Origin of the sequence: Bradyrhizobium viridifuturi (assembly GCF_001238275.1) — a bacterium.
GTDB classification, from domain to species: domain Bacteria; phylum Pseudomonadota; class Alphaproteobacteria; order Rhizobiales; family Xanthobacteraceae; genus Bradyrhizobium; species Bradyrhizobium viridifuturi.
Genome location: NZ_LGTB01000019.1, coordinates 67,570 through 84,057 on the forward strand (window position 1 = coordinate 67,570; position 16,488 = coordinate 84,057).

Annotated in this window: 12 protein-coding genes and 1 pseudogene; 5 read left to right on the forward strand and 8 right to left on the reverse strand. The window is 64.9% G+C overall.

Annotated features, from left to right (window positions below):
* Positions 1-111: 111 nt before the first annotated feature.
* Entirely contained in the window at positions 112-4,227 is a 4,116-nt protein-coding gene (locus tag ALC15_RS18635; RefSeq protein WP_050628500.1) for a bifunctional diguanylate cyclase/phosphodiesterase, read from the forward strand.
* Here the strand turns inward: ALC15_RS18635 and ALC15_RS18640 are convergent.
* From ALC15_RS18640 to ALC15_RS18650, 3 genes are all read right to left on the reverse strand, one after another.
* Positions 4,201-4,542, reverse strand: coding sequence for a hypothetical protein (locus ALC15_RS18640; RefSeq protein WP_050628501.1), 342 nt, complete (start codon positions 4,540-4,542; stop codon positions 4,201-4,203). The two genes, ALC15_RS18635 and ALC15_RS18640, sit on opposite strands and share 27 nt — an antisense overlap.
* Positions 4,543-4,598: 56 nt before the next feature.
* Positions 4,599-4,838: a DUF2171 domain-containing protein gene (locus ALC15_RS18645; RefSeq protein ID WP_050403738.1), complete on the reverse strand. Its 240-nt coding sequence runs from the start codon at positions 4,836-4,838 to the stop codon at positions 4,599-4,601.
* 65 nt (positions 4,839-4,903) lie between these two features.
* Positions 4,904-5,374 carry a cupin domain-containing protein gene (locus ALC15_RS18650; protein ID WP_244486142.1) on the reverse strand — a complete coding sequence of 157 codons (471 nt, stop codon included), beginning with the start codon at positions 5,372-5,374 and terminating at the stop codon, positions 4,904-4,906.
* 220 nt (positions 5,375-5,594) lie between these two features.
* Between ALC15_RS18650 and ALC15_RS18655 the strand changes: the two genes are divergently transcribed.
* Positions 5,595-6,194, forward strand: coding sequence for a 3-keto-disaccharide hydrolase (locus ALC15_RS18655; protein ID WP_050628502.1), 600 nt, complete (start codon positions 5,595-5,597; stop codon positions 6,192-6,194).
* 60 nt (positions 6,195-6,254) lie between these two features.
* Here ALC15_RS18655 and ALC15_RS18660 read toward each other — a convergent pair whose 3' ends face one another.
* Both ALC15_RS18660 and ALC15_RS18665 read right to left on the reverse strand, forming a co-directional pair.
* Positions 6,255-7,757: a hypothetical protein gene (locus ALC15_RS18660; protein ID WP_244486143.1), complete on the reverse strand. Its 1,503-nt coding sequence runs from the start codon at positions 7,755-7,757 to the stop codon at positions 6,255-6,257.
* Between the two features lie 94 nt (positions 7,758-7,851).
* Complete coding sequence (locus ALC15_RS18665) at positions 7,852-8,958, reverse strand: glycoside hydrolase family 5 protein (protein ID WP_050628503.1); 1,107 nt, start codon at positions 8,956-8,958, stop codon at positions 7,852-7,854.
* Between the two features lie 239 nt (positions 8,959-9,197).
* On the opposite strand from ALC15_RS18665, the gene ALC15_RS18670 reads away from it, so the two are divergent.
* Entirely contained in the window at positions 9,198-10,157 is a 960-nt protein-coding gene (locus tag ALC15_RS18670) for a cupin-like domain-containing protein (RefSeq protein ID WP_050628504.1), read from the forward strand.
* A 63-nt stretch (positions 10,158-10,220) separates the two neighbouring features.
* Here the strand turns inward: ALC15_RS18670 and ALC15_RS18675 are convergent, their stop codons facing one another.
* From ALC15_RS18675 to ALC15_RS18685, 3 genes are all read right to left on the reverse strand, one after another.
* Entirely contained in the window at positions 10,221-11,168 is a 948-nt protein-coding gene (locus tag ALC15_RS18675) for a DUF5996 family protein (protein WP_050628505.1), read from the reverse strand.
* 162 nt (positions 11,169-11,330) lie between these two features.
* Complete coding sequence (wrbA, locus tag ALC15_RS18680; protein ID WP_050628506.1) at positions 11,331-11,930, reverse strand: NAD(P)H:quinone oxidoreductase; 600 nt, start codon at positions 11,928-11,930, stop codon at positions 11,331-11,333.
* Positions 11,931-12,019: 89 nt separating this feature from the next.
* A complete protein-coding gene (locus ALC15_RS18685) occupies positions 12,020-12,718 on the reverse strand; it encodes a pirin family protein (protein WP_050628507.1) in 699 nt (232 codons plus the stop codon).
* Between the two features lie 116 nt (positions 12,719-12,834).
* On the opposite strand from ALC15_RS18685, the pseudogene ALC15_RS18690 reads away from it, so the two are divergent.
* A pseudogene (locus tag ALC15_RS18690) lies at positions 12,835-13,748 on the forward strand (LysR family transcriptional regulator).
* 226 nt (positions 13,749-13,974) lie between these two features.
* Positions 13,975-16,446 (forward strand): Nal1-like putative serine protease, encoded by a 2,472-nt coding sequence (locus ALC15_RS18695; protein WP_050628508.1) that lies wholly within the window; start codon positions 13,975-13,977, stop codon positions 16,444-16,446.
* Positions 16,447-16,488: the final 42 nt, after the last annotated feature.

Sequence of the window (16,488 nt, forward strand, 5' to 3'; positions counted from 1 at the left end):
GCCGTTTACTTTGTCGTGCAACTTGCCGGATACGCTAACCACCACTTAGGCCTATCGCGGGCAATGTTCCGTCCCGGATTGAAGGGGGTGGCCGCGGGGCCTTCAGGAATCGTGCAGTCGAGCATCGGGCGTACATTCGCGGCATTGAATGCCACCAACGAAGCGATCCTGTACGCAAAATCACCAGAAGAACTGTACGGAAAGGTCTGCGAAGCCGCGTTCTCGAGCGGGAGCTTCCTGGCCGCGACCGTCTTCTTGCTGGAGCCGGATACCGGTCTGCTGACATTCGCAGCCGGCTGCGGCGACGATGTCGCGCGCCTGCGCAGCATCACCATTTCCACAATCGCCAATCTGCCGGAAGGCGAGGGCGTCGCCGGGCAGGCGTTTCGCGACCAGAACGCCTGCGTCAGCAACGACTATATCAACGACGCCCGTTCGGCGGCCTGGCGCAGCGGCCTCGCGGCGGCCGGCGTCGGCGCGGCGGCGGCGATGCCGCTGGTCTGTGGCGGGCGCAGCGTCGGCGTCTTCATGGTGACCCGGCGCGAGGTCGACTCGCTCGGCGAGGAGATCGTGTCGCTGCTGGAACGCATGGCGGCGAACGTGTCCTACGCGCTCGACAATTTCGACCATGAGGCGTCGCGCAAGAGCGGCGAGCGGGCGATGCGCCGGCTCAACCGCATGTTCGGTGCGATCAGCGCGACCAACGAGGCGATCCTTCGCGCCAAGACCGAGCACGATCTCTATCAGCGGGTGTGCGATGCCGCGGTGTTCAGCGGCAAATCTTTCGCCACGGTGGTGCTGCTGGCCGAGCCCGACACACATTGGCTCGAGCCCGTCGCCGGCACCGGCGAGGCGATCGAGCTGATCACGCAGACGCGTTTCTCGACCGATCCGGACAACGTCTACGGCAAGGGCATCTGCGGCGAGGCGTTCCGGACTCAGCGGCCGTGCGTCGAGCACGACATTCCGATATCGACGAGCCCGTCGCAGACACCGATGCGCGGCAGCGGCTTGATGGCTTGCGTGGCGCTGCCGCTCACCCGGTTCGGCAACAGCATCGGCGTCCTGATCTTCTTCACCGGCAATTCCTGGGCGCGCGACGAGGAGATCATCGCGCTGCTGGCGGGGATCGCCGAGAACGTTTCTGTTGCGCTCGACAATTTCGGCCGCGCCACCGAGAAGGCCAGGGCCGACGCCGAACGCGAGCGGCTGTCGCGGATGTTCGCGGCGCTGAGCGCGACCAACGAGGCGATCATGCGGGCGCGGTCGCGGCTCGAGATGTTCGAGCTGGTCTGCGCCGCGGCGGCGCATGGCGGCGGGTTCAACTCCACCAGCATCCTGATCGCGAAGCCCGGCGACGATTTCATGGAGATGATGGCGGTCGCAGGTCCGACTGCCGAGAATGCACGCCGCCTCAACGTCTCGCGCAGCGAGGCGCGGGCCGAAGGGCGCGGCGTCTGCGGCAGGGCGTTCCGCTCGCGGCGCGCCTGCATCAACAACGATTTCATGGGCGATGTCGCCAACAGCCCGTTCCGCGACGTCATCGACCGCGAGGACGCACGGTCGGGCGCGGCATTTCCGTTGATCGTCGACGACGAGCCGGTCGGCGTGATGCTGTTCATCTCCGCCAAGCGCAACACCTTCTCCGCGGAATTCGCCGAGCTGCTGCAACGGCTCGCCGACAACGTCTCCTACGCGCTCGGCAGCTTCGATCGCGCCGACGAGAAGGCGCGTACCGAGGAGCAGAAGGAACGGCTGCGGCGCATGTTCGCGGCTCTGAGCGCGACCAACGAAGCGATCATGCGGGCGAAGTCCCGCAGCGAGCTGTTCGATCTGGTTTGCGATGCTGCGGCGGTCGGCGGCCAGTTCATCTCGGCGACGATCCGCCTGGTACGTCCCGGCGAGGCCTTCCTGGAGAACGTGGCGGCCTCCGGCCCTGACCGGGTCCGCGCCCGCGAGGTCCAGTTGTCGGCCGATGCGACGCGCCCGGAGGGACAGACGCTGACCGGCGTTGCGATCCGTACCCGCAGGCCCTGCATCAGCAACGATTATCTCAGCGACTTCGGCCCTGAATCGCATGTCTATCCGGTCGTTCGCGACAGCGGCAGCAAGTCCGGCGCGGCGCTGCCGTTGCTCAAGAACGGCGAGGCGATCGGCGCGCTGGTGTTCCTGTCCAGCGAATTCGGCACCTTCAGTCCGGAGATGATGGCGCTGTTGCAGCGGCTCGCCGAGAACGTGTCGTTTGCGCTCGCCAATTTCGACCGGGCCGATGAAAAGGCGAGGGCCGACGAGCAGAAGGAGCGGCTGTCGCGGATGTTCGCGGCGCTGAGCGCGACCAACGAGGCGATCATGCGGGCGAAGTCCCGCGCCGAGCTCTATCAATTGGTCTCCGAGGCGGCAGCGACCGGCGGCAAATTCACCTCGACCACCATCGCGCTGGCGCGGCCCGGCAGCGATTATCTGCGGATCGTCGCCATCGCAGGCCCGGCAGCCGAGGGCGCGAGCCAGGTGACGCTCTCGGTCAACGAGGCGCACCCGGAGGGCCGCGGCGCCTGCGGCAGGGCGTTCCGCTCAGGCAAGGCCTGCATCATCAACGACTATTTTGCCGATGCCGAGACCACAGCTTTCCACGAGCGGGCCCGCCTCGACGGAACCAAGTCCGGTGCGTCGTTTCCGCTGATCGTCAGCGGGCGGGTGGTCGGCGTCATGATCTTCGTCGCGATCGAGAAGGACACGTTCACGCCGGAGTTCGCCGAGCTGTTGCAGCGGCTCGCCGACAATCTGGCATTCGCGCTCGAAAGCTTCGACCGCGCCGACGAGAAGCACAAGGCCGACGAGCGCATCGAATATCTTGCCTCGCACGACAGCCTGACCAATCTGCCGAACCGCGAGACGTTCAATGAGATGCTGCGTCACGCGATTTCGGCGGCGGATCGCCATCGCCGGCAGCTCGCGGTGCTGTTCATCGATCTCGATCGCTTCAAGATCATCAACGACTCGCTCGGTCACGACGCCGGCGACATGCTGCTGGTGGCGATCGCCGAGCGGCTGCGCGGGTCGTTGCGCGCGAGCGACGTGGTCGCGCGGCTCGGTGGCGACGAGTTCGTGGTCATCCTGGAGGAAACCGCCGAGCGAGGCGACGTCGAGCGCATCGCCGGGGATCTCCTGATCTCGCTCAGCCAGCCGCTGACGATCAGCGGGCACGAGTGCCACACCACGGCGTCGATCGGCATCGCGATGTATCCGATCGACGGCTCCGACGTGCAGACACTGACCAAGAACGCCGACATGGCGATGTATCTTGCCAAGGAAGACGGCAAGAACGGCTTCCGCTTCTTCTCCAACGAGGTCAGGGCGCAGTCGATCGAGCGCCTGACCATGGAGAGCGCGCTGCGCCGTGCGCTGGAGCGCGAGCAGTTCTCGCTCGACTATCAGCCCAAGGTCGACATGGCGAGCGGCGAGATCAGCGGCGTCGAGGCGCTGCTGCGCTGGACCCATCCCGAGCTCGGCAAGGTGTCGCCGGGGCAGTTCATTCCGCTCGCCGAGGAGATCGGGCTGATCGTGCCGATCGGCCGCTGGGTGCTGAAGGAAGCCTGCGCGCAGAACATGGCGTGGCAGCACCGCGGCCTCAAGGCGGTGACCATGGCGGTCAACCTTTCGCCGCGGCAGTTCGGCGATCCGCGCCTGCTCGACGATATCGACGAGGCGCTGGCGGCGAGTGGCATGTCGCCGGCACTGCTGCAGCTCGAGGTCACCGAGAGCATGGTGATGCGCAACGTGACGCGCGCGGTCCGGGTGCTCGATGCGATCCAGAATCGCGGCATACGCCTCGCGATCGACGATTTTGGCACCGGCTATTCGTCGATGTCGCTGATGAAGCAGTTCCCGATCGACACCATCAAGATCGATCGTTCCTTCGTGCGCGATCTGCCGGATGATTCCGAGGACGTCGCGATCGCGCAGGCGATCATCTCGATGGGCAAGGCGCTGGGCATGACCATCGTGGCCGAGGGCGTCGAGACCTCCGAGCAGCAGGAGTTCCTGCGCGCGCATGCCTGTGACGAGATGCAGGGCTTCCTGTTCAGCCGGCCGCTGCCGTCGCGCGACCTCGCCGAGCTGTTGAAGACATCGCCGGTGCTGACGTCACCGCCGTTGCAGCCGTCGCTGGACGGTGAGGCGATCAGCGAGACCGGACTGGATCTAGGGCGGAAACGCGCTGTCGTCTGACGGCTGCACCGGCAGGTCGCGCACGTCGGAATCGGTGGATGCGACCTTGCGTGAGAAATCGTAGGGCCAGGGCAGCATGGTCTGGCCGGCCAGCGTCTGGCGCAGCACGCGGGTGCCGTCGGCAAAGCTCGCGCCGTCAGGCAGGCGGAGCTGACGGCACCAGTTCGATGGCAGCGGGCCGACGGCATCGCGCAGCTCGAACGCCGGTCCCCACCACCACGCCGGCGCCGGCGGCCGTTCCGGCTCCGGGATGGCGCGCCAGCGCGCGAACTCGTCGGCGATGCGGGCAAATTGCAGCTTGGCGGCGGGATGCATCGGAGGCCCTTCGTTGAGCCGAGATGATAGCATCGCACGGACCTCGTGCAACGTGGCTATTGGCGGCCGTGCTGCCAATGCGCCGTGACGTCGGAGCCCGATTTGTTGAGGTGGACGTGCTGGTCGACATGATCGACCCAGGACAGCGGAATGAAATGGTGGTGCTGACCGTCGGGCGAGCTTTGCTTGGTCAGCTTGATCTTGTCGGTGCCTTCCATGTGGTCGACCTTGCCGACCGTCTTCTTGTCCGACGAGATCACGTCCATATGTTCCCGAATGTCGGCTGCTGTTGCCATGCGTTATCTCCTCGTCATGATGATGAGGGGATGAAACGCCGTGTGGAGACGAAGGTTGCTATCGGCTATTTCCGCTCGACTTCTGTCGCGGTGGCCGGACCTTCGCCCATGATCAGCAACACGGCATCCTCGTCCTTGGCGCCGTCCCAGTGCACCTGCTTGCCGAAATGGGTGACGAAGCTTCCGGCCGGCATCGCCACGGTGCCGTGATCGGGGTCGAATTTCGGACCCGAGCCCACCCACCAGGTGCCCTTCAAGACGACGATGTAGCGGTCGTTGGGATGGAAGTGCGGCCGGCTGAAGTGATTGCCCTTGGTCCATTTGGTGTAGACCATGTAGAAGCCGGGCTTCGAGGGATCGCCGACCACGACGGCATTCTGCGCGCCGCGCGCGTCGACGGGGCTCCAGGGAATCTGGTCCGGCAATTTGTAGGTGACGGCGGCCGGATTGAGCTCGGCCGCGGAGCTGACGCTCAGCGTGCCGGCAAACACCAGCGGCATCATCAGGTATCGCCAGGACCGGTTCGAGGCCGCCATCGCATCCTCCGAGTTTAATTCGTTCGGGCATTCGGCTGCGCCCGTATGTCGCATGATGCTAGTCGCTCCCGCTTCCGCAGGACAAGACGCGTCCATGCATGTCTGACCTCAAGATTGCGTCAGCGGCGCGTGACACAACGCAGTTGCAATATCAAAAACGGATTTACGCCGCTGCAGACAATGATAGGTTGCGCGCCAACCAAAAGACGGGAGGATAACCTTGAAGAAGCATCTGTCGATACTGACGGCGGGACTTGTGATCGGTGGGGCCGCGCTGCAATTCTCCACCACTGCATCGGGGGACGACGGCTGGGTCACGCTGCTCGACAGCACCAAGAAGGGCGACTGGGACGAGGTTGGCAAGGCCAATTGGGCGATGAAGGACGGCGCGCTGGTCGCCGACAAGCTCGACGGGAAGGATCTCTCCTATCTCGTCAGCAAGACCCAATACAAGGATTTCCAGATCCGCGCCGAGTTCTGGACCGACGAGGAGGCCAATAGCGGCGTCTTCATTCGCTGCGAAGGCAACAAGACGATCGATTCCAAGGTCTGCTACGAAGTCAACATCTTCGACAAGCGGCCGGACCCGACCTACGGCACCGGCGCGATCGTCGATGTCGGCAAGGTCGATCCGATGCCGAAGGCGGCCGGCAAGTGGAACGTCTACGAGATCACCGCGCTGGGGCCGCATTTCGTCGTGACGCTGAACGGCCAGAAGACCGTCGATGCGCAGGACTCCAAGCATGCCAGCGGCTACGTCGCGCTCCAGTATGGTTCGGGCGTGGTCAAGTTCCGCAAGGTGCAGATCAAGCCGCTCTGACCGCGCAAGGTCGAGAGGAGCCCGGCCGCGTCGCGGCCGGGCTTTGCGGCGTGGCGTGGGCTATCGGCCGGCGGACTTCGGATCGGCGCCTTGCGTACGCAAATGATGGCCGATCACGAGCCCGGTCAGGCAGAGCAACAGGCCGAGCGCCGGCGGGGCAAACAGCGCCTCCTCCTGGAAAATGCCGTTCACCAGCACGACCATCGTGCCGAACGCGGCGAGCCCCTGGATCAGGATTCCGGACGAGGCGTAGAGGCGCCAGGCCTTCAGCGCCATCGCAAGGAAGAAGCCGAGCGGCACCAGTGCGCCGATGCCCATCTGGTAGAGCAGCACGCCGACCGCGCTTTCCACCGCGCCGTCCATCGTGCCGGCCGCCTGCGCGGCGTTCCAGTCGATCGAGAAGTAGCCTTCGGACAGATTGCCGCCGACGCCGAGCCCGCGGCCGATCGGGTTCTGCCGAAAGCCATCCCATCCGCCCATGAAGCCGATCACGTGGAAGTCGCCGATCTGGAGTCCGATATAGATCGCAACGATGGCGTAACCCACGAGTCCGACGAGCGCGACGGCCAGCGTGACGGTCGCGCCGAACAGCCAGGTCGAGGTCCAGGCCAGGGCAACGAAGATCACCAGGATGAGCGCGCCCTTTACGCTGCAGCAGATCAGCAGCGGGATCGCGGCCAGCGCCAACCAGCGATACCCGACCGCGAACAGGAACAGGATCGAGAAGCCGATCCCGTAGGCGAAGCTGATCGGGCTCATGTTCGGTCCGAAGATGCGCATCATCGACGAAAGACCGAGGTCCTCGAACAGCGGGCTGTTGAGAAAACTGAAGCGGAAGCGGTCGATCAGATCCACCGGGACGTTGCCGGTTTGACGCATCTCGGCTTCCCAGGCTCCGGAGCGGGTCGCCTTGAGCTCGTCGAAGTGCCAGAACGTGTAGCCATTGGTGATGGTGAGCCAGAAATCGCGGAACATCAGTTCGACATAGCCGCAGACGATCAGCAGCGCGGCGACGGCCACCAGGAACGGCGTGACGCGGATCTCGAAGCTTGCGGCGGTCAGCAGCGACAGCTGAAACAGAAAGATCGGAAACGCAATGTTGCGCAGATAGACGAGCGCCGCATGCGAATCCTGCGTGGCACCGAGCAGAAAATACCCCGTCACGACCGCGAGGGTCATCAGCCCCCATGTCATGATCCGGTCGACATCGGGGGAATGCTTGCGCTCGCGCAGCACATACAGCGCCAGCGTCACCAGCCACATGACGGCGCAGATGAGGAAATTGTAGCCCTTGACGAAATCCATCTCCTGTTCGGTCGTCATGTAGGATGACAGGATCGAGACGAACAGGTTCTGGAAGAAGATGATGAAGACTGCGATCGACGGCGCGTAGGCCGGCGCCGCGAGCACGATGGCGCAGCCGATCAGGCTTTCGACGACGATCGCAAGCCCCGCATTGGCCGCCTGCATGATCGGCGCGAAGGCGATCGATGCCACGGCGATGCCGAGTGCCGGAAGCAAGTCGCCGGCCAACAGCGGCCGCGGGGCTGTCTCTGCTTGCACGGGCTCTGACCTAAGATGACCGGACGTGTGGCCACGCCACACCGCATCGTCGATCTAGCCGCGCATTGTGTAAAAACGGGTTAACCAGACGGCGCTAGCGGGTTCCGAGCAGCGCCTTGAGCACCCCTTGGTCGGCCTTGCCGGTGACGGCGTCGGCCAGGCCAAAGCCCTGCGACATCTCCCAATGGGTCCAGCCCCAGCATTGCTGCCGGGCGTAGGCCGTGACGCCGGCGAGCCAGCGCAACCGGCTGTCGCGCGGCGCGCCGGCCTTGAGCACCCCGAACTCGTTGATGATGATCGGGCGTGAGTACTGCCGCTGCCAGGCGGCCGCAGGTTCGAGCCATTTGTCGATGCCACGGTCGGGGATGGCGCGATCGACCATCGCAAGCGCCTTCGGCCTGTTCAGCGCGGTCAGTTGTTCCCGCAGTTGTTGAACCCTGGGATCGTCGGCGCGGGCCGGATAGGGCAATCCGACGACGTCGTGGAGCGGCTCGTTCGGATCCCAATGGCCCTGATGGGTGAACACCATCGGATCGTAGAAGTGGATGGCATAGACGACATTCGGATCGTCGAGCGGCGTGAAGCCGGGCAGCGAGTCCGCGCGCTGCCAATTGACCGGACCCGTGATCAGCGTGGTCTGCGGCAGCAATTGGCGAATGAAGCCGGCCAGCTCCCGGGCTTCGCCTTGCCATTGCGCGGCATCGACCTCCGGCTCGTTCAGCAGTTCCGCAAAGACGCGATCGGACGGGTAGCGCTGCATGACCCGCGCCAGCGCGGTCCAGGCGCTTTTCATTTCGGTCATCGCGCCGGGCGGATCGTCCTTGTGCAGCGCGTTGAAGTACCGGCCCGAATGCAGGTCGATCGACACGGAATAGCCGAGCCCGAGCAGGGTCTTCAGCGCGCTATCGACGGTTTGCAGACGGGCGTCGATCTCCGCCTTGGTAGCGAAGCGCGGCATCACGAAGTCGGCCGGCACCGGCAACCGGATGTGGGTCAGGCCGGCCTTGCGCAGGTCGAGCAGCAGGCTGCGCGGCGGCGCCGCCTCCGGAAAGGCGATCCAGCCGTCGGCATTGACGCCGCGCGACAAGGCCGCGAGCCGGTCCGCGGGAACGCCTTCGATCAAGGCAGGGCAGGCCCGCGCGGCGACCGACAGCAGAATGGATCCGGCGGCGATAATGGCGGGGATCGATAGCCGGGTCATTGGACGATCAACTCGCGGTCATGTTGCAGCGGCGACGTGATTTGGTCATTCGGTCCTGTCGGCCATGGTGGCCGGCTGCGGAAACGTCGCGGTTAGCCTTATCGGCGAGACATTAGCGTTGCGTAACCCCGCGCGCATACGCGACGGCATCGTTCTTGCCAATCCCTGCTCAAGAGCAGCCCGCTCGTCCCGGAACGGGACATCGGTTGGAGCGAAATGGCGCAGCCAGGAGCGCGACCATGACGACAGGCAGGATCTTCACGAATTGGGATGACAACCATTCCAGGCTCTGGAGCCGTCGGCCGATCCGGCTCGAGCACACCATGCACCAGCAGCCGGCGTTCTCGATGGACGAGCTCGCGAAGCTGATCGAGCACTATCCGCGCGAGCATTACAGCCTGGTCAAGACCAGCGCCACGGGATCGAGCCGGGTCTGGCGCGAGGGCGAGATCGGTGGGTTGCGCGGCCATCAGGTGATCGAGGCGGTCTCGCGCGGCGGCCTGTGGCTGAACCTGCGCAACGTCACCGCGATCGACCGGCGCTACCGCGACATGATCGATCGGATGTTCGGGGAGATCGCAGCCAGGATCCCAGGCTTCGATGCGCCGACCCATCAGGCCGGCATCCTGATCTCGTCGCCCGATGCGCAGGTCCATTACCACGCGGATCTGCCGGGGCAGGGCCTGGTGCAGATCGCCGGCCGCAAGCGGGTCTACATCTATCCCGGCACGCAGCCGTTCATCCGGCCGGAGCATCTGGAGAACATCGCGTTGTTCGACGTCGAGGTCGATATCCCCTACGAGCCCTGGTACGACTGGCATGCGCAGGTGATCGATCTCGCGCCAGGCCAGATGCTGAACTGGCCGCTCAATGCGCCGCATCGCGTCGAGAACCTCGACACGGTCAACATCTCGATGACGATCTCCTATGTGAACGACGACATCCGCCGCGCCCGGATCCTGCATCGCGCCAACGGCATGCTGCGACATCGCTTCGGCCACGCGCCGCGCAGCCGCAGCATCCGCGGCCCGGTCTTCTTAGCCAAGCAGGTCATGCAGAAGCTGCTGCGCGACGGCAAATGGGTGAAGCGCGAGCGCGCCGTGCGGCGTACCATCGACTTCCGCCTCGACGAGAGCAATCTGGGCAAGATCGTCGACCTGCCCAAAGACCCGCCCAAGGCGGCGCTCGAGGCGGCGTAAGCGAACTTGCCGGTTGCGGGTGCTGGAATGACGGTCTTGACGACAGCGGTTGAGAAACGGGCGCTAGATCGCCCGGACGACACCCGGCTCGCCCGGTGTGCATTCCAGCGCGGCACGGTCCCAGTTCGCGTTGATGGCGGCTGCCTCATAGCTCGATTGCAGGAATTCGAGCAGCGCCTTGTCCGGGTCTGCGGCCAGCCGCACCGCGTCGTAGGGCAGGATGAATTCACCGAGTGCCTCGCTGAAGAATGCAGCATCGGGCCGCACCGGCGTGCTGCGATAGCCCGCGGGTTCCGGATAGGCGTAGGAATAGAATGCGGGATAATCGATCGCGCCGCCGCCCGGCCAGAAGCCGGCGCTGCTGACCTCGTGCGAATAGGCCTCGTGTGCCACCTCGTCGGGCAAATGGGGCACGCCGCCGGGATGTCGCGGTGCCGTCCTGCCGGAGAAGCGCGTCACCGCGAGATCAAAGCTGCCCCAGAAAAAATGCACCGGGCTCGCCTTGCCGAGAAATCCGGTTCGGAACTGCTTGAACACGCGATCGCAGTTCACCAGGATCTGGTGAAACCGGCGCACGGCATCCGCGTCGTATGAGGCGTGCTGCGTGTCCTTCGAGAACGGGATCGGGTCGGCGACTTCGTTCGGTATCTCGTCAATGGTGACGTCGATTCCGAGTTCGTTCAGATTGGTCATGATCGCCGCATAGAAGCTCGCGACCGATTGTCCCGCCAGCGCGAATTGCCGTTCGGTGCCGTCGCTGGTCGAGATGCGGAGCATGTGATCGGCAAAGTCGAAGTCGATCTGGAACGTGCGGTCGCCGTCGGGGATCGGCGAGGTCGTCAGCCCGCGCGCCGTGACATAGAGCGTGACGTGCCAGGAGTGATTGAGCCATGGCGACTTCGCCAGCCTGATCTTGCCGGCGATCTGGGTGAAGAGCTGGAGCGTGGCGCAGCTGTCGCGCCACGCCGCGGTCGGCAGCTCCGGCCAGCGGGTCTTCTGTGCGTTGGTCATGGCAAACCTCAGGGCTGTGCCGACAGGAGCCCTGCGGCATATCACGAAAATGGCGCCGATGATCTCGGGAACCGTCGCGTCGGAGCACATAGGGCGGCACTCGTCAGGGAGTGCCGCCCTATCGCATCGTCATTCGGTCGGGTGCGAAACCCAACGTAAGGCTCAGCCGTGCAGCTTCTTCGCAGTCTCCGCGATCGCGCGGCCCTGATAGCGGGCGCCGGCAAGTTCGTTCTCGCTCGGCTGGCGACTGCCGTCGCCGCCGGTGATCGTGGTCGCGCCATACGGCGCACCGCCGGTAACCTCGTCGAGCTTCATCTGGCCAGCAAAGCCATAGTTGAGGCCGACCACGGTCATGCCGAAATGCAGCAGGTTGGTGATGATCGAGAACAGCGTGGTCTCTTGCCCCCCATGCTGGGTCGCGCTCGAAGTGAAGGCGCCGCCGACCTTGCCGTTCAGTGCGCCCCTGGCCCAGAGCCCGCCGGCCTGGTCGAGGAAGTTGGCCATCTGCGAGGCCATGCGGCCGAAGCGGGTGCCGGTGCCGACGATCACAGCATCATAGTTGGCGAGGTCGTCGATCGTGGCGATCGGCGCGGCCTGGTCGAGCTTGTAGTACGACGCCTTCGCGACCTCGGCCGGCACCAGCTCGGGCACGCGCTTGATGTCGACGCTGGCGCCGGCTTCGCGTGCGCCTTCCGCGACGGCATTCGCCATTGCTTCGATGTGACCGTAGGCGGAGTAATAGAGAACGAGAGCCTTGGCCATGATGGCCTCCTTTTGGGACTGAGTGTGGGGAGATGATTGGGGGAGGTGCATGCGCGGACGTCTGTCCGCGCATGCAGGATGAGGGGTGATTACGCCGCGTCGACCAGCACGAGCTCGGCGTCCTCGAGCGCGGTGATTCTCAGCGTGGCCTCGTCGCGGATCGCGGCACCGTCGCGCGTATTGACGCGCACGCCGTTGACCTCGACGCTGCCGGCCGCAGGCACCAGATAGAGGTGACGGGCCTTGTCGGCGGAATATTCAGCGCTCTCACCGGCCTTCAGCGTGGTGGCGAGCACCCGCGCATTGGCCCGGATCGGCAGTGCATCTTCGTCGCCGTCGATACCGGAGGCGATGGTGACGAGCTTGCCGGAGCGGTTCGCCTTCGGGAACGGCTTCGAACCCCAGGTCGGCTGACCGCCTTGCGTCGTCGGCTCGATCCAGATCTGGAAGATCTTGGTCTTGGACGGCTCCAGATTGTATTCGGAGTGACGGATGCCGCTGCCGGCGCTCATCACCTGCACGTCGCCGGCTTCGGTGCGTCCCTTGTTGCCGAGCGAGTCCTGATGCGTGATCGCGCCTTCGCGAACATAGGTGATGATCTCCATGTTGGCATGCGGATGCGCCGGGAAGCCGGAATTGGGCGCGATCTCGTCGTCGTTCCACACCCGCAGCGCGCCGTGGCTGACATTGGCGGGATCGTAGTAGCTCGCGAACGAGAAGTGGTGCTTGGCCTTCAGCCAGCCGTGGTCGGCACCGCCCAGCTTCGCGAATGGTTTCAGTTCGATCATGGTTTACTCCGTTCGATGCGTTGGTTTCGATCTTGTTGACCCCTTGGATATGCCGCCGGCTGTGGTATAGAAATAGAAACTATTGAAACTCATTGTTTCCAAATTGGGTCGACGCCATGTCGAAACTGCCGGACTTCGAGGCACTCGCGATCTTCGCAAAAGTCGTGGAATTGCGGTCGTTTGCCGCCGCCGCGACCGAACTCTCGCTGTCCAAAGCGACGGTGTCGAAGGCAGTCAGCCGGCTCGAGGAGCGGCTCGGCGCGCGGCTGTTCAACCGCACCTCGCGGCGGCTGGCGCTGACCGACGCCGGGCAGAAATTGTCCGAGCGCGCCGCGCGGCTGCTGGCCGATGGCGAAGCGTGGAGAACGAGGCGCTGGCGCAATCGACCACGCCGCGCGGCCTGGTGCGGCTCGCGGTCCCGATGAGCTTCGGCATCAAGACCGTGGCGCCGCTGCTGCCGGAATTCATGGAGGCCTATCCGGAGGTCGCGATCGACCTGCATCTGAACGACGCCACCGTCGACCTGATCGGTGAAGGCTTTGATGCGGGACTGCGCATCGCGCGGCTGCCTGACTCCTCGCTGATCGCGCGGCGGCTGTGCGGCATGCCGCGCTACACCGTGGCGGCGCCGTCCTACCTGAAGCGCTATGGGCGGCCGACCCATCCGATGCACCTCGCCGAGCACAAATGCTTCGGTTACGCCTATCTCTCGACCCAGGGCGTCTGGCACTACACCAACGCATCGGGCGAGCAGGCGAGCGTGCGTCCGGCCGGCCAGCTGCGCGTCAACAATGGTGAGGCCGTGATACCCGCGCTGCTCGCCGGTCTCGGCATCGCCGATCTGCCCGACTTCATCGTCGGCGATGCGATCGCGCGCGGCGAGGTCGAGGTGATCCTGAAGGGCTGGAAGCAGCCCGAGGGCGCCGTGCATCTCGTCACGCCGCCCGGTGGCCCGCGGCCCGCCCGCGTCGAGGTGTTGGCGGATTTCCTCGCCAAGCATTTCGCCAAGGGCCGCGCGCAGCGCAAGTAGAGGGCCACGGGCCGCGCAAATAGCGGGCCGCGCAGCGCAACGGCCGCGCTCGGCGGAGACCACGGAATCCCTCGCGATGGCTCAACGCTGCGTGAGCCGTCACATTCGTGTCATCCCTTTTAAATTGTATAGATTGTGTGAACTAACCCATGATCGTGGGCAGGCGCGATCGTCTATCTCTTCATCCCGAACCTGTTGCCGCAAAGCACATTTTCGGAGGAACCAGATGATTGATCTGACCAAGCATGATTTCACGTCATTGTCGGTGAAGGATCTGCTCGATGCCCGCGAGGCCTATCACGTGCATCTGGCCCATCTGCAATCAGTCTACGCCACGGCGATCGGCCGCTATCTGATCCGCGACAACGACCGCAACGCGACGGAGCGGCGGCATCATTCCAAGCCTCAGGCGCTCGGACCGCGCACGCTGTTCAACTCGTCGGTCAAGGACTGGTCGTGGCCCTGCATCCTCGTCTTCGTCCGCGACTGGATGAAGCGCTCCGAGCTGAAGGACCATCCGGAAAAGCAGGACCAGCTGGTGCCGCCGTTCCTGTATCTGCCTGATGGTCGCGTCGTGCCGACCTGCGTCGTCAAGGTCGATCCGAACGAGGGCAGCCCCGGCGTCGTCGATCCGCCGATGTTCAAGAGCGATCTGGTTGGCGGCGGCTTCCCGGTCCAGACCATGATCCAGGGCAAGATCCATCGCGGCTCGATCGGCTGTCTCGTCACCAATGGCGAGACCGTGTTCGCGCTCTCCAACCGCCACGTGGTCGGCGCGGCAGGACGCGAGATCTTCGCCGGCTTCAAGAACACCAACCGGCGCCTCGGCGTCAGCGATGCGCTGCAACTCGGCAAGCGCGCCTTCAGCGACGTCTATCCCGGCTGGCCCGGCTCGCGGGTGGTGGCCAATCTCGATGCCGGACTGATCCGCGTCGACGACATCAAGGGCTGGACCGCGCAGGTCTATGGCGTCGGCCAGGTCGGCGACGTCGTCGATCTCAACGTCGGCACCTTCCGCCTCGAGATCATCAACCAGCCGCTGATCGCCTTCGGCGCGACCAGCGGATTGATGAAGGGCAAGATCATCGGCCTGTTCTATCGCTACAAGACCGTCGGCGGCATGGAATATGTCAGCGACTTCGTGATCGGCCCGCGCGACGGCAACACGCCGCTCAACAACTATCCCGGCGATTCCGGCACGGTCTGGTTTCTCGACGACCCGGACGCGAGGAGGAACGCTAGTGGTGCGCGCATCCTCAGCCCGCTGGCGCTCGAATGGGGCGGCCAGGAATTGTTTGGGTCAGGCGGCAAGGTCCCGATGCAGGTCGCGCTCGGCATCTGCATGGCGACGCTGTGCCGCGAGCTCGATGTCGAGCTGATCGGCGACTGGAACGCCGGCCACACCGAGTATTGGGGCGAATGGGGACACGTCAAGATCGGCGCCTACGCGACCGCCCTGATCGATGCGAAGCTTCCCAAGCTCTCGGCCATGATGGACGCCAATTCCGACAATATCGGCCTCGACGACAAGCTGCTTGCCGACCTCAAGCCATATCAGCACGGCACGTTCGCGCCGCTCGCCGACGTTGCCGACCTGGTCTGGCGCTTCACCCGGCACACCGACGAAAGCAACCATTTCGCCGACATGGACAAGCCGGGCAAGGACGGCAAGACGCTGCTCGATCTCTGTGCCGAATCGACGCGCAACGTCGATCCGAAAGTCTGGAACGACTATTACGACGGGATCGGCGAGGACCGGCGGGGCGCGCTGCCGTTCCGGGTCTGGCAGATCTTCGACGAGATGGTCGGGTACGCCGCCGCCAACAAGAAGCTGGAGTTCGTCTGCGCCGCGGGCATCGTCGCGCATTACATCGGCGATGCCTGCCAGCCGCTGCACATTTCGCAATTCCACCACGGTCTCGATCCGAACGACAAGAAGCACGCCAAGGTGCACAGCGTGTACGAGACCACGATGATCGGCCGTCACGGCAAGGATCTCATCAAGATGATCCCTGGCGCCAAGACCAGCGACGTCGCGGAGATCGCGCCGGGCGCAACCCCGACCGGCCGCGATGCCGCGGTCGCCGTGGTCGCGCTGATGCAGCGCACCGTGAAGCGGCTGCCGCCGATGACGATCGTCAACCTGTTCAACTCGCACATGGGAAGCGGCCAGGTCGACGTGATGTGGTCGAAGCTGAAGGATGCCACCGCGGCCTGCATGCAGGACGGTGCCAAGACACTTGCGAGAGTCTGGGAAGCGGCATGGCGCGCCGGCTCGGGTGAAGATCGCGGGCAGGGCGGCAAGTTCGATCAGGGCAGCCTGAGCAAGCTCTACAACGATCCGAGCTTCCTGCCGGCGTATCAGCTTCAGCAGCTCACGCTGGACGCCGACGACCACATCGTGCCGGCCGGCGGAAGCGGAGCGCGGCGCCGGAGTGCGACAATCGCACGCGGCGCGCGCCCGCCAGCCGCCAACAAGGCAGCCAAAAAGGCGGCTAAGAGCACGGCCAGGAATAAGGCCAAGAATGCGGCCAAGAGTACGGCCAGGAGAGCGCCCAGGAAGGCCGTCGCGCGCAAACGTCCGGCTGCGACCACTCCGGTCCGCCGCGCAGCCGCCAGCAAGAAGACCGCGACCAAGCGCGGTGCAGCCAGGAAGCGGTCGGTCGCAAGGAGACACAAGGCGTCGCGCAAGCATTAGGATCTGCGCGTAGCGACGGCCGAGGTCGTAGCGGCGTCGAAA